Genomic DNA, 19,969 nt, shown 5'->3' on the forward strand with positions numbered 1-19,969 from the left:
CGTAAATCGACAGGTCAAGGTGGCAAAAACAGCGTAGAGTGGCGCGCCTTTCGAGTTGCCAAACCTGTTGCTAATGAAGTTTCGCGGTAAACACCTCGCCAGCCCTGCGGCATCTGCTCCTGCACCCTCCGCCAAGCGCTTTTCCCTCACCGTGGCCTTATGGCTGCTCGACAGCCCGCGCCTGGGCGAAAAGCCCCAGGTCAAGCACCTGGCAGGGCGTCTGCTGAAGCAGCCTGCGCGGCAAGGTGTGGTGGTGGCGCAAAGCCGACTGGGCCAGATGCTGTGCCGTGATTGCGGCAATGCCCGAGACCGCCGCATCGGCCATGATCTGCTGCGTCAGGCGGCCCGCGCCGGTGATCGGCGGGCGCAGCTCGAGTACGCGCGGTTGTGCCAGCACAACGAGCCGGATCAGGCGCGCTACTGGCTGGAGCTGGCCGCCGGGCAGGGATCGCAGGAAGCGCGAAGGTTGCTCCGGCAGTGGTTCCCGTCCTGAAGGTGTAGTGCTCGTGCCCGCGAAAGGGCCGGCACAGGCAACACACCGCTCGGGCTGATAAGCTGCGCAGCAATCATCCAGGATCTTTCGGGGTAAGCATGACAGTGGATCTGGCCAGCATTCTGCTGGGCTTGGTGGCGGGTGCCGTACCCTGCCTGGGTTGGCTCATGCAGGTGCAGCGCCGGCAAGGCGCCCGGCAAGGCGAGCAGGCCTTGCTCGAAGAGCGCCTGAACGCCGCACAGCTGGCCCAGGCCGGCCTGCAGGCGCAGCTGGAGGCCAGCCGCGACGAGGTCAGTGACCTCAGCGAAGCCAACACCCTCAAGCAGACCCAGCTGGCTGCCCAGGGCCGCGAGCTGGAGCTGCTGCAGGTCGACCGGGACAACGGCCGTGACGCCGCCCACGCCTGGAACCTGGAACGCGCCAACCGCGAAGCCGAACTGCGCCGGCTGGAAGCGCAGACGGCACGCCTGGAGGCCGAACTGCGCGAGCAGCAGGAAAGTCACCAGCAGCGCCTGGAAGACCTGCAGGAGGCACGCGACACCTTGCGTGCCCAATTCGCCGACATGGCCACGCGGATTTTTGACGAGCGCGAGCAGCGCTTTGCCCAGACCAGCCAGCAACAGCTGGGCCAGCTGCTCGACCCGCTCAAGGAGCGCATCCAGTCCTTCGAAAAACGCGTGGAAGAAAGCTACCAGCAGGAGGCGCGCGAACGTTTCTCGCTGGGCAAGGAGCTCGAGCGCCTGCAACAGCTCAACCTGCGCCTCTCCGACGAGGCCACCAACCTGACCCAGGCCCTGAAGGGCCAGAAAACCCAAGGCAACTGGGGCGAGCTGATCCTCGAACGCGTACTGGAGCATGCCGGCCTGGAAAAGGGCCGCGAATACCAGACCCAGGTCAGCCTGAAGAGCGCCGATGGCGAGCGCTTCCAGCCCGACGTGCTGATCATGCTGCCGGGCGACAAACAGGTGGTGGTGGACGCCAAGGTCAGCCTCACCGCCTACCAGCAGTTTGTCGCCGGTAATGACGAGGCGGCGCTCAAACAGCACGTGCAGTCGCTGCGCAGCCATGTCAAAGGCCTGTCGGGCAAGGACTACAGCCGCCTCGAAGGCCTGCACAGCCTGGATTTCGTGCTGCTGTTCGTGCCCATCGAAGCGGCTTTCGCGGCAGCCCTGCAAGCCGAGCCGGGCCTGTTCCAGGAAGCCTTCGACCGGCAGATCGTGATCGTCAGCCCCACCACCTTGCTCGCCACCTTGCGGGTGATCGACAGCCTGTGGAAGCAGGAACGCCAAGGCCAGAACGCCCGCGAAATCGCCGAGCGGGCAGGCTGGCTGTACGACAAGTTTGTGCTGTTCATCCAGGACCTGGACGAGTTGGGCAGCCGCCTGCAGCAGGTGGACAAGGCCTATGCCGCGGCGCGCAACAAGCTGTGCGAAGGGCGCGGCAACCTGGTCAGTCGCAGCGAGCAGCTGAAACTGCTGGGCGCGCGGGCCAGCAAAAGCCTGCCGCCAGACCTGCTGGAACGGGCGCTGTCCGACGAAGCGTTGCCGGACGCGGCGCTTACTGAACCTGGCTCAGATGGCGATTGAGCAGGGCGCGCAGGGCCGCCGGCTTGACCGGCTTGGCCAGGTAATCCAGGCCTGACGCATGCACCATGGCGATGGTTTCTTTGCTGCCGTCGGCACTGATGACCACGCCCGGCACTGGCTCGCCAACGCGGGCTCGCAGCCAGCCCATCAGGCCGGTGCCGGTCTCGCCGTCGTCCAGGTGATAGTCCACCAGCGCCAGATGCGGGCGCATGCCCTTGGCCAGCAGCGCCTCGCATTCGGCCTGGTTGCGTGCAGTCCACACCTGGCAGCCCCAACGGCTTAGCAGGCTGTTCATGCCAATCAGGATGCTGTCTTCATTGTCCACGCACAGCACTTGCAGCCCTGCCAGCGGCTGGCCGCCTTGCTCCACCGCGGCAGTGGGGGCCGGCGCGGCCTGGCGGGCAATGGGCACGCTGACGCGGAACACCGTGCCCTTGCCCGGCCACGAGCGTACTTCCAGCGTATGCCCCAGTACCCGGCACAGGCCGTCGGCAATCGCCAGGCCCAGGCCCAGGCCTTTTTCGGCCCGGGTCTGGTGGCTGTCCAGGCGCTTGAACTCCTGGAAGATCACCTGCAGCTTGTCGTCGGCAATGCCCGGGCCACGGTCCCAGACCTCCAGCCACAGGCGCTCGCCCTGGCGCCGTGCGCCCAGCAGGATCGGGCTCTTGCCATAGCGCAGGGCGTTGGTCAGGAAGTTCTGCAGCACCCGGCGCAGCAGCTTGATGTCGCTGTCCACCCGCAGTCGGCTGCCGCGCAAGCGGAACTCCAGGCCTTTTTCGGCGGCCAGCACCTTGAACTCGGCGCCCAGGGTGTCGAACAGCTCGTTGAGGGCGAACGGCTTGGCATCCGGGGTGATCTTGCCGTTCTCCAGGCGCGAGATATCCAGCAGGTCGCTGATCAGCTCTTCGGCAGAGCGCAGAGAACTGTCCATGTGCTGCACCAGCTGCTGGGCTTCATCGTTCATGCCCTCGGCCTGCTGCGACAGGGCGGCGGAGAACAGCCGCGCGGCATTCAGCGGCTGCATCAGGTCATGGCTGACGGCCGCCAGGAAGCGGGTCTTGGACTTGCTCACCGCTTCGGCCTGGCTCTTGGCTTCGGACAACGCCTGGTTCAGTTGCGACAGCTCATGGGTGCGTTCTGCCACCCGTTGTTCCAGGCCTTCGTTGGCATCGCGCAGGGCCTGCTCGGCCTCGCGGAACGGGGTGATGTCGGTGAAGCTCATGACAAAGCCTCCACCGGGCATCGGGTTGCCGATCAGCTCGATCACCCGGCCATTGGGGAACAGCCGCTCGGAGGAGTGCGCGCGGCCCTGGCGCATCCAGTGCAGGCGCCGGGCCACATGCACCTGCGCCTCGCCGGGGCCGCACAAGCCGCGCTCGGCGTTGTAGCGGATGATGTCGGCAATCGGCCGGCCTACGCTGATCAGCCCGTCCGGGTAGTTGAACAGTTCCAGGTAGCGGCGGTTCCAGGCGACCAGGTGCAGGTTCTGGTCAACCACGCTGATGCCCTGGTTGATGTTTTCGATGGCCCCTTGCAGCAGGGCGCGGTTGAACTGCAGCACTTCACTGGCTTCGTCGGCTATGCGCACCACGTCTTCGAGCTGCATGTCCCGGCCTTCGATGGCGGCCTTGACCACGGCGCGGGTCGACGAGGTGCCAAGCACGCCGGCCAGCAGGCGTTCGGTATGTTCGATCCAGTCGCCGTCGGCATTCTGGTTGGGGTTGAAGCCCTTGCCCTGGCGGTAGGCGAAGCGGATGAAGCTCTGCCGCGCGCGCTCTTCACCGACAAAGCGCGAGGCCAGGGTCAGCAGGTCGTCGATCTGTACCGCCAGAAGCGGCTTGCTGCTAGGGCGGGCGCTGGTTTGCTGGCCGATGAAACGGCCGGCCTGCCAGTGCTCGGACACCCGGGTGCGCGACAGCACCGACACCCAGGCAAACAGGGTGAAGTTGCCCGCCAGTGACAGCACCACGCCTTGGGTCAACGGGCTGATCGGCAGGTCAAGCGGGTTGCCGTGCAGCCAGGCAAGCCCCGGGAACAGCTGCAGCGACCAGCCCAGGCTATGCGCGGCAATTGGCAGCACCAGGGTGTAGAACCACAGGAAAATGCCGGCGGCCAGGCCGGCGAACACGCCACGCCGGTTGGCCTGCTTCCAGTACAGCGCGCCGAGCATGGCCGGGGTGAGCTGGGTCACGGCGGCGAAGGCGATCTGGCCGATGGTCGCCAGGCTGGCCGTGGAGCCCAGCAGGCGATAACTGACGTAGGCCAGCAACAGGATCACCACGATGGTGACCCGACGCACCGAGAGCATCCAGTGGCGGAATGCCTCGAACGGCCGCTCGGCGTTGTTGCGCCGCAGCAGCCAGGGCAGCAGCATGTCGTTGGACACCATGGTCGACAGCGCCACGGCCTCGACGATGACCATGCCGGTGGCTGCCGACGCGCCGCCAATGAACGCCAGCAGCGCCAGGCTCGGGTGGGCCTCGGCCAGCGGCAGGCTGATCACGAACGAGTCGGAAATCACCGTCCCCGGCAGCAGCATCTGCCCGGCCAGGGCAATCGGCACCACGAACAGCGCAGCCAGCGCCAGGTACATCGGGAACACCCAGCGTGCCAGGCGCATGTCCTGGGGTTCGATGTTTTCCACCACGGTGACGTGGAATTGCCGCGGCAGGCAGATGATCGCCATCATCGCCACGGCGGTTTGCACCACCATCGACGGCCAGTTGATGGTTTCTTGCCAGTAGTCCTGCAGGTGGATCGACTGGCGCGCCTGGGTGAACAGGTCATCGAAACCGTCGTACAGGTTGAAGACGACGAAAATGCCCACGGCCAGGAAGGCCAGCAGCTTGACCAGCGACTCAAAGGCAATGGCCAGCACCATGCCGCGGTGGTGCTCGGTCACATCCAGGCTGCGGGTACCGAAGACGATGGCGAACAGCGCCAGCACCAGCGACACCACCAGTGCAGTGTCCTGTACCCGGGTGCCGGTGGCGTCGGCGCTGGCGCCGATCAGCAGGTTCACGCCCAGCACGATGCCCTTGAGCTGCAAGGCGATGTACGGCAAGACACCGACCAGGCAGATCAGCGCCACCACCACCGCCAGGGTTTGCGATTTGCCATAGCGGGCGGCGATGAAGTCGGCGATCGAGGTGATGTTCTGCTGCTTGCTGATCAGCACCATCTTCTGCAGCACCCAGGGCGCGAACAGCAGCAGCAGCACCGGGCCCAGGTAGATCGGCAGGAACGCCCAGAGCTGTTCGGCGGCCTGGCCGACCGCGCCGAAGAAGGTCCAGCTGGTGCAGTACACCGCCAGCGACAGGCTGTACACCCAGGCACGCAGCTTCGGCGGCAACGGCGTGCTGCGGCGGTCGCCATAGAAGGCGATGGCGAACATGACGGCCATATAGGCCAGGGCGACCACGGCGATCAGCCCGCTGGACAACGACATGAAAACTCCGAAGCAAAAAGATAACGCGGTCCCGATCAGTCAGTCTGGCACGCAGGTGGCGTTACGTCAGCGCCGACGATAGTCGCGTGGCAGCGGGTCGCAGGGGGAGCCGGCAAGCCTCTGTCATGCTTTACGGGTACCCAACCCATAAAACACCCCTGCCAGTATCACCGACAACACCAGCAGGTAGAAGATCGCCCCCGGCCACAGGTGCACCAGGGCGAACCCCACCATCACCGGCCCCAGTGCCGCGCCAAGGTTGGACAGGTTCTGCGCACCGTAATACACCCCGCGCAGGTGCTCCGGCGCGATCAGGTCGATGAACATGTATTCCGCCGGGATCACGATGATTTCGCCCAGGGTGAACACCAGCATCGCCAGGCACCAGGCCAGCACCGAGCCGGCCAGCGCAAAACCCAGCAGCCCGGCAATGAACAGGCCCATCCCGGCCAGCAACCAGGGCATCAGGCGCTGACGACTGATGCGCCGGCCAATGAGGTATTGCAGGGCGATCACCGTGACCGCGTTGGTGGTCACCAGGTAACCGACCAGCCGCGCCGCCTCGGCCGGGCTGCTGGTCACCACCAGGTACTGCGACAGGTAGGCCGTGAACTGGCCGAACACCACCGCGCTCAGCACCCCGCCCAGGGTAAAGCACACCAGCCTGCGGTCCCGCGCCAGCCCCAGCGCCACCTGGCCGAAACCGGCCGCAGGTTTTTCCGCCGTACTGGCCTGCAGGCTGCGATCACCCAGGCGCCAGTAGGCCAGGCACATGCCCAGGCCGAGCACGGCGGAGGCGATGAACGGCATATGGTCGTGCAACTCCAGCATGGCTACGCCCAGCAGCGGGCCGGTGGCATAGCCGACGTTGCTCAGGGTGTACTTGATGGCGAACACTTCGGCCCGCTCTTCCACCGGCAATAACGCGCAGAACCCGGCCTTGGCAGCGATATCCACCACCGCCAGGGCCAGGTTGATCAGCACCAGGCACAGGAAGAACAGCAGTGCCGAGCGGCTGGCGACGGCGCCGACAAAGGCCAGGGCAAACAGCAGGGTGCTGACGCTGACCAGCGTGTGGTTGCGCAAGGTATCCACCAGGTGGCCGCCGTACAGGCTCAACAGCGAGGCAATGATCAGCGCGCCACCGATCAGCAGACCGATCTGGCTGATCGGCAGCTGGAAGTTGTCGGCCAGGTACACCACCAGGTAAGGCAGGGTGAGGGCGCGGGCGACGGTCAGGGTGAAGGTGGTGGTGAGCAGCAGGCGCACGGTGTGCGGGTAGCGTCTTATGGCGGCGAACATAGCCACGTCCTTGTTGTGGAACAGCCTGGTCGGAGCATATGCCACATCAGGCGGGCTGTGCAGCCCATCGCCGGGGAGCCCTCAGGGCATCACCTGGAAGCTGGCCTTTTCCAGCGCCTGCGAGTCCAGGCCGACCATCACGTCGAACCCGCCGGGCTCAATGACAGGGCGCAAGTCACGGTCCATGAAGCCGAGCGCAGACTGGGGTATTTCAAGAACCACCTCTCGAGTCTGGCCGGGTTCGAGCAGCAGCTTTTCGAACCCTATCAGCTGTTTCACCGGCCGGCTTACAGAGGCGCTACGGTCACGCACATACAATTGCACGACTGTTTCACCGCTGCGGGTCCCTTCGTTACGAACAGTGGCCGCGACACGCAAATCCTGCCCCGATCGCAATCGGGCGCTCGACAAACGGGGTGGCGAGACACTGAATCGGGTGTAGCTCAAGCCGAAACCGAAGGGGTAAAGCGGCGTATCGTCGATGTCGTAGTAGCGTGATCGATAAGCAGATGGCGTTGCCGGATCGAACGGCCGACCGGTGTTGAGATGGTTGTAGTACATCGGAATCTGGCCCGCGCTGCGCGGGAAGGTCACCGCCAGCTTGCCAGAGGGGTTGTAATCGCCAAACAGCACGTCGGCGATGGCATTGCCACCTTCGGTTCCACTGAACCAGGTCTCGAGCACCGCATCGGCCCATTGGCTTTCCTCGGTGATGGTCAGCGGGCGACCATTCATCAGTACCAGCACCAACGGCTTGCCAGTCGCCTTCAGCGCGCGCAGCAACGCCCGCTGCTGCTCCGGCAGATTCAGGTCGGTCCTGCTGGCGCCCTCATGGGACATACCCCGGGCCTCACCCAGGGCGGCGACGATGACGTCGGCCCGGCGGGCAGCGGCGACGGCCTGTGCAATCAGGGTTTCGGGCGCCGTCGGATCGAAGCTCATCTGGTTGTCGGCCAGCAGTGCAAAGGCAAGCGGGTCGTCATTGATGTTCGCGCCTTTGGCGTACACCAGCCTGGCGTCAGGTGCCTGGGCGTTTTCGATGCCCCGACGCAAGGTGATCGCGTGCCCGGGCTTGCCGCTGGCATGCCAGCTGCCCAGGATGTCCAGCGCATTGTCGGCCAGCGGCCCGACCAGGGCGATGTTCGCGTGCGGGTTCAGTGGCAGTACCTGCTTGTGATTTTTCAGCAGTACCAGCGAGCGCCGCGCCATATCCCTGGCCTCGGCACGGTGAAGGCGTTGCGCTTCGCCGACGGCTGCATGGGGTGCCTGCAGGCGGCGAAAAGGGTCATGGAACAGGCCAAGATCGTACTTGGTGGACAGCACCTGGCGCACCGCGGCATCGAGTTGTTGCTCACTTGCCAGCCCTTGCTTGATCAGGCTCTGCAAGTACCGGGCGAAGTAGCGGTCACTCATGCTCATCTGTGTGCCGGCGGTGAACGCCGCTTCCGCCGCACCCTGGCCGTCCTCGGCAATTCCATGGTCGATCAGCTCCGCCACCGCACCGTGATCACTGATGACCAGCCCGTTGAACTGCCACTGCCGACGAAGCACGTCCTGCAGCAGCCAGCGGTTGGCAGTTGCCGGCACGCCGTTGAGGCTGGTCAACGCGGTCATTACAGCGCCAGCCCCGGCGTCCACCGCCGCCTTGAAGGGCGGCAGGTGGTCTTCGGCCAGGCGTCGCTCGCTCATGTCCGTGGTGTTGTAGTCGCGGCCACCCTCGACTGCGCCATAGCCGGCGAAATGCTTTACGCAGGCCATCAAGCTGTTGCTGGCCCCCAGTGTCGGCCCCTGCAGTGCGCGGATCACTACCTGGGCGATGCGTGCGGCAAGGTAGGTATCTTCGCCGTAGCCCTCCGACATCCTGCCCCAGCGCGGATCGCGACTGATATCCAGCACGGGGGCGAATGTCATGTCCAGGCCATCGGCGGAACCTTCGATGGCGGCCACCCGGGCAGCGCTGGCGATTGCGTCGAGGTCCCAGCTTGAAGCCTGGCCAAGGTTGATCGGAAAGATCGTGCGCTGCCCGTGCACCACATCGCCAGCAAAGAACAGCGGGATGCGCAGCCGGCTGCGCTGGGTGGCCGCCTGCTGAAGGGCGCGGATCTGCGCAGGGGTTATGCCGGGTTCGGTGAACATCGCCCCCACTTCACCCCGGGCAACCGCATCGAGCTCCGTGCTGGAGGGCGGCGCAGCGCGTGCATGCTGCATGCGTAGTTGGCCGATTTTCTCCTGCACGGTCATTTGCCTGAGCAGCGCATCCAGCAACGCGTCCTTGTCGGCGCTCATGGAGTGCCCGCTGGCGGGGTAGGCGGCGAGCAAGGCCGCAAGCCAGAGGGTTGCCACAGGCCTTTTGCGCAAAACCTTGATCAGACCGATACGCTTGTTCATCCAGGTTTCCGGCAGAACACATAGCCTGGACATTGATGCCTGGGCGCGTAACTCGCTACTGTCATTACTGTCAGTTGACATCTGCGATGTGGCTTTGCAGCGTCATGCGCATTCTAATAAGGCAACGGGCCCTTCTGGCCGAACCCAGGACCAAGGACGATGAGTCACTCCTCGCAATTCACCTTGCTCGGCAAACGGCGCTTCCTGCCGTTCTTCATCACCCAGTCACTGGGTGCCTTCAACGACAACCTGTTCAAGCAGTCTCTGATCCTGGCGATCCTGTTCAAGCTCAGCCTGGGCGACGGTGACCGTTCGATCTGGGTCAACCTGTGCGCCTTGCTCTTCATCCTGCCGTTCTTCCTGTTCTCGGCGCTGGGTGGGCAGTTTGGGGAAAAGTTCGCCAAGGATGCGTTGATCCGCTTCATCAAGCTGGCCGAGATCGTGATCATGTCGGTCGGTGCGCTGGGGTTCATCACCAACCACCTGGCGCTGATGCTGGTGGCGCTGTTCGGCATGGGCACCCACTCGGCGCTGTTCGGCCCGGTGAAGTATTCGATCCTGCCGCAGGCCCTGCGTGAAGAGGAACTGGTCGGTGGCAATGGGCTGGTGGAAACCGGCACCTTCCTGGCCATCCTCGCCGGCACCATCGGCGCCGGGGTGATGATGTCGGCCGATAGCTATGCCACGGTGGTGGCTGGTGGCGTGGTCGGCACGGCAGTGCTCGGCTACCTGGCCAGCCGCTGGATCCCGCGGGCGGCTGCCGCCGCGCCGGAAATGGCCCTGGACTGGAATATCTTCAAACAGTCGTGGGCGATCCTGCGCATGGGTCTGGGCCAGCCGCCAGCGGTGTCGCGCTCGATTGTCGGCAACTCGTGGTTCTGGTTCGTCGGCGCCATCTACCTCACGCAGATCCCGGCCTACGCCAAGGACTGGCTGCACGGTGACGGTACGGTCGTGACCCTGGTGCTGACACTGTTTTCGGTGGGCATCGCGCTGGGCTCGCTGCTGTGCGAACGGCTTAGTGGGCGCAAGGTGGAAATCGGCCTGGTACCGTTCGGCTCGTTCGGCCTGACCCTGTTCGGCCTGCTGTGGTGGTGGCATTCCGGCGATGTGCCGGCGGCAGCGACGCCGCATGACTGGCTGGCGCTGCTGGGCATGCGCGAGGCCTGGTGGATTCTGCTTTCCATCGTTGGCCTTGGTGTGTTCGGCGGTTTCTATATCGTGCCGCTTTACGCGCTGATCCAGGCGCGCACTGCCGAAGACCAGCGCGCGCGGGTGATCGCCGCCAACAATATCCTCAATGCCCTGTTCATGGTGGTGTCGGCGCTGCTCACCATCGTGCTGCTGGGCGTGGCCGAGCTGAGTATTCCGCAGCTGTTCCTGGTGGTGTCGCTGCTCAATATCGCGGTTAACGCCTATATCTTCAGGATCGTGCCCGAGTTCACCATGCGCTTCCTGATCTGGCTGCTCAGCCATTCGATGTACCGCGTGCAGCACCGTGACCTCGAGCGCATCCCCGACCAGGGCGCAGCGTTGCTGGTGTGCAACCATGTGTCGTTCGTCGATGCACTGCTGCTGGGCGGGGCAATCCGCCGGCCGATCCGCTTCGTGATGTACTACAAGATCTACAACCTGCCGGTGCTCAACTTCGTCTTTCGCACCGCAGGCGCCATTCCGATTGCCGGGCGCAACGAAGACCCGACCATCTACGAGCGGGCGTTTGCGCGTATTGCCGAGTACCTGGCCGATGGCGAACTGGTGTGCATCTTCCCCGAGGGCAAGCTGACCGGTGATGGCGAGATCGACGTGTTCAAGGGCGGCGTCAACCGCATCCTCGAAGAAACCCCGGTGCCGGTGATTCCGCTGGCGTTGCAGGGTTTGTGGGGCAGCTTCTTCAGCCGCGACCCGGCCAAGGGCTTTTTCAAGCGGCTGTGGTCGCGGGTGACCATCGTGGCCGGCGCCGCGATCCCGGTGGAGGCGGCGCAGCCCGACGTGTTGCGCGAGCAGGTCAGCCGTTTGCGAGGTGACCTGCGCTAGGGGAGGGGGTCAGCTGGCGCTGACTTTCAGGCCTACCAGGCCGATGATGATCAGCGCCACGCTGGCCAGCCGTATCAGGGCCATCGACTCGCCAAACAGGATGATGCCGGCGACTACCGTGCCAACCGCGCCAACGCCGGTCCAGATGGCATAGGCAGTGCCCAGCGGCAGCTCTTTCATGGCCAGGCCCAGCAGGCCCAGGCTGACAGCCATGGCGGCGACGGTGAGTACGGTGGGCAGTGGCTTGCTGAAACCGTCGGTGTATTTCAGGCCGACGGCCCAGCCGACCTCGAACAGGCCGGCGAAGAACAGGATGATCCAGGACATGGTGCGTCTCCATCGTTGCAAATGATGGGGCCGTCCCCGGAATGGTCACGCGGTGCGTCGCGAGGTCGTCCTCACAGTGAGCACCATGGTGCACACCTGCGGGTCTCAGGGCAAGCCCGCGAAGAGGCCGGTACAGGCACCCTCAATGCCTTGCCGGCTCACCGCCTTCAGCGGCATCCGGATCCTCCATCCGCCGAAACCAGGTCGAAAGCAGCGCCCCGGAAATATTGTGCCAGACGCTGAACAAAGCACTGGGCACGGCCGCCAGCGGCGAGAAGTGCGCCGCAGCCAATGCTGCGCCCAGCCCGGAGTTCTGCATGCCCACCTCCAGCGCCAGCGATTTGCGCTGGGCCAGAGGCAGCTTGCACACCTTGCCGGTCAGGTACCCGAGCAGATAACCGAAGCTGTTGTGCAGCATCACCACCGCCATGATCAGCAGCCCCGACTCGGCTATCTTCGCCTGGCTGGCTGCTACCACCGCGCACACGATCATCACGATGCTCACCACCGATACCAGCGGCAGCACCTGTACCGCTGCCTGCACCCGGGCACCGAGCAAACGCTGGGCCAGCACGCCGAGCACGATGGGCAGCATCACCAGCTGCAGGATCGACCAGAACATGTCCATGAAGGACACCGGCAACCAGGCCGAGGCCAGGAACCAGATCAGCGCCGGGGTCAGCAGCGGGGCGAGCAGGGTGGTGACTGCAGCGATCGCCACGGCCAGCGCCAGGTCGCCCTTGGACAGCCACACCATCACATTCGACGCCGTGCCGCTTGGGCAGCAGCCGACCAGGATCACGCCTACGGCGATTTCCGCCGGCAGGTGGAACAGCTGGCACAGCAGCCAGGCCATGCCCGGCATGATCACGAAGTGTGCGACCACACCCAGCATTACCCGCCAGGGCTGGCGGGCGAGGGCGGCGAAGTCGTCGAGCTTGAGGGTGAGGCCCATGCCGAACATCACCAGCCCCAGCAGCGGCACGATGGCCACCTTGAGGGCGATGAACCATTGCGGTTGCAGGAAGGCCAGCACGGCGAACACCAGCACCCACAGGGCGAAGGTGTTGCCGACGAAGCGGCTGAGGGCGGCGAGGGCGCGCATGGGGGGCAATTCCTTTTCTATTTATTGCTTTGTGAAATTCCACGGCCCTGTCGCCGACAAGCCAGCTCCCACAGGTAGGCGACAGATTCTGAAAACTGTGGCGTACCTGTGGGCGCTGGCTTGCCGGCGATAGGGCCGGTGCAGACAAAAATGGCTTTCAGGCCTGCACTGGCATTTCAAGACACATCAGACCCCTTGCGGAATCTCTTCACCACCCAGTGCCTCGAACAGCACCGGCAGGAACTCGGCAAAGGTCATCATCATCAGCTGGAAGCTGGCATCGAACTGCTGGGCCGCCTCGTCACCGCCGTCCTGCTCGGCCTGCTCTTGCAGCAGCTCCTCGAACTTCAGGCGCTTGATCACCATCTTGTCGTCCAGGACGAACGACAGCTTGTCCTGCCAGGCCAGGGCCAACTGGGTCACCACCTTGCCGGTGCTCAGGTGCAGCTGGATTTCCTCGCTGGTCAGATCCTGGCGCTTGCAGCGCACGATGCCGCCGTCTTCGGCGGTGTCGCGCAGCTCGCATTCGTCCAGCACATAGAAGCCTTCGGCGGCCTGCTGCGACTTGACCCAGTCGGTCATGGTGGCAGCCGGTGCAATTTTCACTGTCGCCGGGCGCACCGGCAGCGAGCCCATCACTTCACGCAGTGTCGACAGCAGGTCTTCGGCACGCTTGGCGCTGGCCGAGTTGACCAGGATCACGCCCAGGCGCGGGGCAATTGCGGCGAAGATCATCGAGCGGCGGATGAACGCGCGCGGCAGGAACGCCTGGATGATCTCGTCCTTGATCTGGTCACGCTCCTTTTTATAGACCTTGCGCATTTGCTCGGTCTCGATCTCTTCGACCTTTTCCTTGACCGCGTCGTTGACCACGCTGCTCGGCAGGATGCGTTCTTCCTTGCGCGCGGCGATCAGCAGGTACTCGCCGCTGACATGCACCAGGGGAGCGTCTTCGCCTTTGCCGAACGGCGCGACGAAACCATAGGTGGTCAGCTCCTGGCTGGCGCAGGGGCGGGCCGGCTTGCTGGCCAGGGCGGCTTCCAGCGCTTCAGCCTCGAACGGGACATCCTGGGTCAGGCGGTAGGTCAGCAGGTTCTTGAACCACATGAGGGGCAATCTCTCCTTAATGCATAAGGCGGGCATTATTCTCCGAGCGCTGCTCTGAGACCAGCCCTGTCACAGGGCCAGCAGTGGCTTATCGGTAAAACAACTGCACCGCAGCGCTAGGTCTTTGAAAGGCCTGAGGTTTTTTTTGAAAAAAGTTTAAAAAGTGCTTGCCAGGGTACAGGTGCGTCCGTAGAATGCGCGCCACACCGAGACGAAGGGTGATTAGCTCAGCCGGGAGAGCATCTGCCTTACAAGCAGAGGGTCGGCGGTTCGATCCCGTCATCACCCACCACTCGATGTATAGCGCAGCGGTAGTTCAGTCGGTTAGAATACCGGCCTGTCACGCCGGGGGTCGCGGGTTCGAGTCCCGTCCGCTGCGCCATATTCCACTTCCAGGGCCCACTGAACACCCGGAAGTAACAAAGAAAGCGACCCTAGGGTCGCTTTTTTTGTGGGCGAATTTTGGCATTTGTACGATATTTGAAAAAACTTCGATAAGTGCTTGCCAGAGCGGAAAGTCGCCCGTAGAATGCGCGCCACACCGAGAGACATGGGTGATTAGCTCAGCCGGGAGAGCATCTGCCTTACAAGCAGAGGGTCGGCGGTTCGATCCCGTCATCACCCACCACTCGATGTATAGCGCAGCGGTAGTTCAGTCGGTTAGAATACCGGCCTGTCACGCCGGGGGTCGCGGGTTCGAGTCCCGTCCGCTGCGCCATATTCCACTTCCAGGGCCCACTGAACACCCGGAAGTAACAAAGAAAGCGACCTTCGGGTCGCTTTTTTTGTTACTGAACGCATGGAATGCAGCACCGTCAGCGACGGCGCTCTTCTTCCCGCAAGGTCAGCACCTCAAAACCATCCTCGGTCACCGCCACGGTATGCTCCCACTGCGCCGACAAGCTGTTGTCGCGGGTAATCACCGTCCAGCCATCCTTCAACGTCCGTGTCCCGCGGCTGCCCTGGTTGATCATCGGCTCGATGGTGAACACCATGCCCGGCGTGAGCTTCATGCCCATCCCGCGCTGGCCGATGTGCAGCACCTCCGGCCCTTCGTGCATCTGCTGGCCAATGCCATGCCCGCAGTATTCGCGCACCACGCTGTAGCCCGCTGCTTCGGCATGGCGCTGCACGGCATGGCCGATATCACCGAGCGTCGCCCCCGGGCGCACCTGTTCGATGCCTTTCCACAACGCGTCGTAGGTGGTGTCGACCAGCCGCTGCGCTTCATCGCTGATGTGCCCGATACAGTACATCTTCGATGAGTCGGCGATGTAGCCACCCTGTTCCAGGGTGATGTCGACGTTGATGATCGAGCCGTCCTTCAGCACTTCATCCGCCTTGGGGATGCCATGACAGACGACGTGGTCCACCGAGGTATTGAGCGAGTAGGGGAACCCGTACTGGCCCTTGCTCGCCGGGCGTGCCTTGAGCGTGTCGACGATGAACGCTTCAGCGCGGTCATTGATTTGCATCGTCGTAACACCAGGGCGGATGAAACCGTCGAGTTCGGCGAACACCTGGGCCAGCAGCTGGCCGGCACGGCGCATCAGGTCGAGTTGGGCAGGGGTCTTGAGAATCACTTTGGACATGGGGGGAGGGCAGGCGCTCATGCTGGAAATTGACCCAGCATAGCGCCAGGGAGTGCGAGGCTGCCACCGCTTGGTGCATTGCCTGGGCCGGCCCTTTCGCGGGTGAACTCGCTCCCACAGGCACATCACCGCCCTCAGGCCTTGCGTCAACCCTGTGGGAGCGGCGGTGCGGCGATCCGATTCACCCGCGAAAGGGCCGGCACAGCTGGCCCGTAATTTGCTGATCAACCTGCATCCAGGGCTATCAACGTCGACTGCCCACAACATTTCACGACAAAGGCGCCGTGTTGTCCCCGCTTGCCAGGCAAGGCGGGGGCAACCGGCGCCTTTTTTGCACGCCCGGAACAGGAGCCCGCCCATGGCCAATAGCGAAGTACGCAGCGTCTGCCCCTATTGCGGCGTCGGTTGCGGCATCGTCATGAGCGTTGCCGACGGCAAGGTCGGCAAGATCAGCGGCGACAAACTGCACCCCAGCAATTTCGGCCGCCTGTGCACCAAAGGCCTTACCGCGCATGTGCCGCTGAGCGCCGCCGGGCGCATGGCGGACGCCTATGTGCGCCAGCAACGCAGCCAGCAGCCGATACGCACCGGCATGGACCAGGCTATCGCCGCCACCGCTGCACGCCTGCGCGGCATCATCGACCAGCACGGCGCCGATGCAGTGGCGCTGTACGTGTCCGGGCAGATGTCGCTGGAGGCCCAGTACCTGGCCAACAAACTGGCCAAGGGATTTATCCGCACCCGCCATATCGAGTCCAACTCGCGCCTGTGCATGGCCAGTGCGGGCAGCGGCTACAAACTGTCGCTCGGTGCCGACGGCCCGCCCGGCAGCTATCAGGACTTCGAGCACGCCGATGTGTTCCTGGTGATCGGTGCCAACATGGCCGACTGCCACCCGATCCTGTTCCTGCGCCTGCTCGATCGGGTCAAGGCCGGGGCGAAGCTGATCGTGGTCGACCCACGGCGCAGTGCCACCGCCGACAAGGCCGACCTGTTCCTGCAGGTGCGCCCCGGCAGCGACATGGCCTTGCTCAACGGCCTGCTGTACCTGCTGCAGCGCAATGGCCATACCGACCCCGACTTCATCGCCCGCCACACCGAGGGCTGGGACCAACTGCCGGCCTTTCTCGACGACTACACCCCCGAGCGCGTGGCCGCCATCACCGGGCTGACCGAGGCCGACATCATCCAGGCCGCCGAATGGATCGGTGGCGCCAACAACTGGATGAGCTGCTGGACCATGGGCCTGAACCAGAGCGTTCACGGCACCTGGCACAGCAACGCTATCTGCAACCTGCACCTGGCCACGGGCGCGATCTGCCGCCCCGGCAGCGGGCCGTTCTCGCTGACCGGCCAGCCCAATGCCATGGGCGGCCGCGAGATGGGCTACATGGGCCCAGGCCTGCCAGGCCAGCGCTCGGCGCTGGTGGCCGCCGACCGCGCCTTCGTCGAACAGCAATGGCAGTTGGCACCCGGCAGCCTGCGCAGCGAGGGCGGCGAGGGCACGGTGGCGCTGTTCGAACAGCTGAAAACGGCTGAAGTGAAAGCCTGCTGGATCATCTGCAGCAACCCGGTGGCCAGCGTCGCCAACCGTCAGCAGGTCATCGACGGCCTGCGCCAGGCCGAGCTGGTCATTACCCAGGATGCCTTCCTCGACACCGAAACCAACCGTTACGCCGACATCCTGCTGCCGGCCGCGCTGTGGGCAGAAGGCGAGGGCGTGATGATCAACAGCGAGCGCAACCTGACCCTGATGCCACGCGCCGTCGAGCCGCCCGGGCAGAGCCTGCCGGACTGGCAGATCATCGCCCGCGTCGCCTGCGCCATGGGCTATGCCGAGGCCTTCGACTACCCCGATGCCGAAGCGGTTTACGAGGAAATCCGCCGTTTCCACAATCCCGCAACCGGCTACGACCTGCGCGGTATCGGCTATGCCGACCTCCGCCAACAGCCGCGTCAGTGGCCCAGCGCCCCCGGGCGTGAAGCTGAGCGCAGCCCGCTGCGCTATATCAACGACGGCAGCAGCCAGGCGATGCTGCACGACGCCGAGGGCCAACGGCCGGCGCTGGCCTTTCCGACCGCCAGCGGCAAGGCCCGCTTCTTCGCCCGGCCATGGCTGCCGGCGCCGGAGCTGCCGGATGCCGACTACCCCATGGTGCTGAATACCGGCCGCGTGCAGCACCAGTGGCACACCCTGACCAAGACCGGCAAGGTGCCGGCGCTGAACAAGCTGGAGCCCGGGGCTTTCGTCGAAATTCACCCTGACGACGCCGCTCGCCTGGGCATCGCCGACAAGGACCAGCTGGCCATTCGCTCGCGGCGTGGCCAAGCCGTGCTGCCGGCGCGCATCAGTGATCGGGTGATGCCGGGTAACTGTTTTGCGCCGTTCCACTGGAACGACCTGATCGGCGAGCAACTGGCGATCAATGCCGTCACCTGCGATGCGGTCGACCCGCTGTCGTTGCAGCCCGCCCTCAAACACTGCGCCGTGGCCCTTGAGCGGGTCGCCGGTGAGCGTATCGAAGCCCTTGACCTGAACACTGCCATTCCGGAGCCAGCCCGCATGCCGACCGCCACCCTGTCCCGCCTGCTTGGCCTGGACCAACTGCCGGCCCCGGTGCTGGCCGAGGAAGAGCGCCATTACCTGCAAGGCTTTTTGCTGGGCCTGGATCAGTCGCGCGCCGAAGGCGTGCCCAGCCTGCCGGCCACTGCGCCGCTGGCTGCCAACCGCCGGTTGTTCGTCGACGGCCTGCTCGCCGGGCTGTTTGCCCAGCCAGCGGCCCTGCCCGTTGCGCTGCAGGCGGCGCCGAAGCATCAGGTGCTGTGGGCCTCGCAGACCGGCAATGGCGAGCTGCTGGCCGAACGCTGTGCCGAGCGCCTGCGCGCAGCCGGCCTGGACGTGCAGCTCAGCTGCATGGAGGCGGTCAGCCCGAGCCAGCTGCAGGGGGTGCCCAGTGTGGTGTTGATCGCCAGCACCTTTGGCGATGGCGAGGCGCCCGACAGCGCGGCGGCTTTCTGGCAGGCCTTGCAGGGCGAGGAAGGCGCCCACTGCGCCGAGTTGCCCTATGCCGTGCTGGCCCTGGGCGACTCCAGCTACGACCAGTTCTGCGGCTTTGGCCGCAAGCTCGACCAGCGCCTGGCCGAGCTGGGTGGGCGGCGCCTGTTGCAACGGGTGGACTGCGAGCCGGACTTCGACGACACCTTCGCCGACTGGCTCGAGGCCCTGCTGCCCACGCTGGGGCGTGCAAGCACAGCGCAAGCGCTCAGTGAACCGGCCACTGTGGCCACCTACAGCAAGCAGCAGCCGTGGGTCGCCAGCGTGCTGGAAAACCGCCTGCTCAATGGCCCAGGCGCCAGCAAGGAAACCCGCCAGCTGGTCTTCGACCTCAGTGGCAGCGGCTTCAGCTATGCGGCCGGTGATGCCTTGGGGGTGTGGCCGCGTAACTGCCCGGCCCTGGTCGACGAACTGCTGGCGCTGATGCAGCTTGACGGCCAGGTCTTGGTCGAGCTCAACGGTAAGCCTGCCATGCCTCTGGCCGAAGCGCTGCAAACGCATCTGGAAATCGCCAAGGTCACTGCGCAGCAACTGCAGGCCTTTGCCGTCAATGCGCCCGATCTGCAGCGCCTGCTGCAGCCCGCGTGCAAAAGCGAATTGCAGGACTGGCTGTGGGGCCGGCAACTGGTCGATGTACTGCGCGCTTTCCCCCAGCAGCTGCCGCTGGCCAGCTGGCTGGCGCTGCTCAAGCCGTTGCAGCCACGCCTTTACTCGATCAGCTCCAGCCCGCTGGCGCACCCGGGCCAGGTACACCTGACCGTGTCGACGGTTCGTTATGGCGAGCGCAAAGGGGTGTGCTCGAGCTTTCTCGCCGACCGTGCGCAGGCGTTGCGGGTGGCGATCTTCCCCCAGGTGTCGAAGCACTTCCGTCTGCCTGAGGACGATAGCCTGCCAGTGATCATGGTCGGCCCTGGCACTGGCATCGCGCCATTTCGCGCCTTTCTCGAAGAGCGTCAGGCCCGTGGGGCAAACGGCGGCAACTGGCTGTTCTTCGGCGAGCAGTACGCGGCTACCGATTTCTATTACCAGGACCAGCTGCAAGCCTGGCAGGCAGCCGGCCACCTGCGCCTGGACACGGCGTTCTCGCGGGACCAGGCGCAGAAGGTCTATGTGCAGCAGCGCATGCTGGAGCAGGGCGCCGAGTTGTGGCGCTGGCTGCAGGCGGGGGCGTACTTCTATGTGTGTGGTGATGCCCAGCGCATGGCCAAGGATGTGGATGCGGCATTGCGTGCCGTGGTGGCCGAGCATGGCGGGATGGATGCGGCGCAGGCGGCTGCCTATGTCGAAGGTTTGAGCAAGGCCAGGCGTTATCGGCGGGATGTGTACTGAGTGCACCGGGATGGGGTGATGTGCACTGTGAATGTGCATGCCTGTGCCGGCCTCTTCGCGGGTGAGCCCGCTCCCACAGGTACTGTGCAAGCCTGAGAGCCTGTGGAGCCCCCGTGGGAGGGGGGCACCCGCGAAGAGGCCGGCACAGGCAAGGCAATTGGCACAGTCCCTGCTTTATCTCCACTACAACAAGCCCCGCT

General features: G+C 64.8%; 11 protein-coding genes and 4 tRNA genes. 8 read left to right on the forward strand and 7 right to left on the reverse strand.

Features of this window, described 5'->3' with window-relative positions; translation table 11 throughout:
• Window positions 1-73: 73 nt before the first annotated feature.
• Window positions 74-493 (forward strand): tetratricopeptide repeat protein, encoded by a 420-nt coding sequence (locus tag AC5O5R_RS06255; protein WP_172226410.1) that lies wholly within the window; start codon window positions 74-76, stop codon window positions 491-493.
• Between the two features lie 212 nt (window positions 494-705).
• Window positions 706-2,079 carry a DNA recombination protein RmuC gene (locus AC5O5R_RS06260; protein ID WP_172226439.1) on the forward strand — a complete coding sequence of 458 codons (1,374 nt, stop codon included), beginning with the start codon at window positions 706-708 and terminating at the stop codon, window positions 2,077-2,079.
• On the opposite strand, the gene AC5O5R_RS06265 is transcribed toward AC5O5R_RS06260, so the two are convergent.
• The 3 genes from AC5O5R_RS06265 to bglX all read right to left on the reverse strand — a co-directional run bounded on the left by AC5O5R_RS06265 (window position 2,051) and on the right by bglX (window position 9,250).
• Window positions 2,051-5,527 (reverse strand): hybrid sensor histidine kinase/response regulator, encoded by a 3,477-nt coding sequence (locus AC5O5R_RS06265; protein WP_172226430.1) that lies wholly within the window; start codon window positions 5,525-5,527, stop codon window positions 2,051-2,053. The two genes, AC5O5R_RS06260 and AC5O5R_RS06265, sit on opposite strands and share 29 nt — an antisense overlap.
• A gap of 123 nt (window positions 5,528-5,650) precedes the next feature.
• Window positions 5,651-6,829, reverse strand: a complete 1,179-nt coding sequence (locus AC5O5R_RS06270) for an MFS transporter (RefSeq protein ID WP_172226433.1) — start codon at window positions 6,827-6,829, stop codon at window positions 5,651-5,653.
• An 81-nt stretch (window positions 6,830-6,910) separates the two neighbouring features.
• On the reverse strand, window positions 6,911-9,250 hold the full coding sequence (gene bglX, locus AC5O5R_RS06275) for a beta-glucosidase BglX (RefSeq protein ID WP_372242434.1): 2,340 nt from the start codon (window positions 9,248-9,250) through the stop codon (window positions 6,911-6,913).
• 126 nt (window positions 9,251-9,376) lie between these two features.
• On the opposite strand from bglX, the gene AC5O5R_RS06280 reads away from it, so the two are divergent.
• Window positions 9,377-11,254 carry an MFS transporter gene (locus AC5O5R_RS06280; RefSeq protein ID WP_172285710.1) on the forward strand — a complete coding sequence of 626 codons (1,878 nt, stop codon included), beginning with the start codon at window positions 9,377-9,379 and terminating at the stop codon, window positions 11,252-11,254.
• 9 nt (window positions 11,255-11,263) lie between these two features.
• Here the strand turns inward: AC5O5R_RS06280 and sugE are convergent, their stop codons facing one another.
• The 3 genes from sugE to rdgC form a co-directional block, all read right to left on the reverse strand.
• Complete coding sequence (gene sugE, locus AC5O5R_RS06285; RefSeq protein ID WP_172229522.1) at window positions 11,264-11,581, reverse strand: quaternary ammonium compound efflux SMR transporter SugE; 318 nt, start codon at window positions 11,579-11,581, stop codon at window positions 11,264-11,266.
• Window positions 11,582-11,723: 142 nt separating this feature from the next.
• The gene (locus AC5O5R_RS06290) at window positions 11,724-12,686 is read right to left on the reverse strand and encodes a bile acid:sodium symporter family protein (protein WP_172229520.1); all 963 of its coding nucleotides are present in this window, start codon (window positions 12,684-12,686) and stop codon (window positions 11,724-11,726) included.
• 186 nt (window positions 12,687-12,872) lie between these two features.
• Entirely contained in the window at window positions 12,873-13,793 is a 921-nt protein-coding gene (gene rdgC / locus AC5O5R_RS06295) for a recombination-associated protein RdgC (protein WP_172229518.1), read from the reverse strand.
• A 216-nt stretch (window positions 13,794-14,009) separates the two neighbouring features.
• Here rdgC and AC5O5R_RS06300 point away from each other — a divergent pair.
• The 4 genes from AC5O5R_RS06300 to AC5O5R_RS06315 all read left to right on the forward strand — a co-directional run bounded on the left by AC5O5R_RS06300 (window position 14,010) and on the right by AC5O5R_RS06315 (window position 14,511).
• A tRNA-Val gene (locus AC5O5R_RS06300) sits at window positions 14,010-14,085 on the forward strand.
• A gap of 13 nt (window positions 14,086-14,098) precedes the next feature.
• Window positions 14,099-14,175: transfer RNA gene (locus AC5O5R_RS06305), tRNA-Asp, on the forward strand.
• A 170-nt stretch (window positions 14,176-14,345) separates the two neighbouring features.
• Window positions 14,346-14,421 (forward strand) — tRNA-Val (locus tag AC5O5R_RS06310).
• A gap of 13 nt (window positions 14,422-14,434) precedes the next feature.
• Window positions 14,435-14,511 (forward strand) — tRNA-Asp (locus AC5O5R_RS06315).
• 97 nt (window positions 14,512-14,608) lie between these two features.
• Here the strand turns inward: AC5O5R_RS06315 and map are convergent.
• Complete coding sequence (gene map / locus AC5O5R_RS06320) at window positions 14,609-15,406, reverse strand: type I methionyl aminopeptidase (RefSeq protein ID WP_172229516.1); 798 nt, start codon at window positions 15,404-15,406, stop codon at window positions 14,609-14,611.
• Window positions 15,407-15,743: 337 nt separating this feature from the next.
• Between map and AC5O5R_RS06325 the strand changes: the two genes are divergently transcribed.
• Window positions 15,744-19,769 (forward strand): bifunctional nitrate reductase/sulfite reductase flavoprotein subunit alpha, encoded by a 4,026-nt coding sequence (locus tag AC5O5R_RS06325; protein ID WP_494515092.1) that lies wholly within the window; start codon window positions 15,744-15,746, stop codon window positions 19,767-19,769.
• The last annotated feature ends 200 nt before the right edge of the window (window positions 19,770-19,969 follow it).

It is taken from the genome of Pseudomonas sp. 8_5_2, from assembly GCF_059295255.1.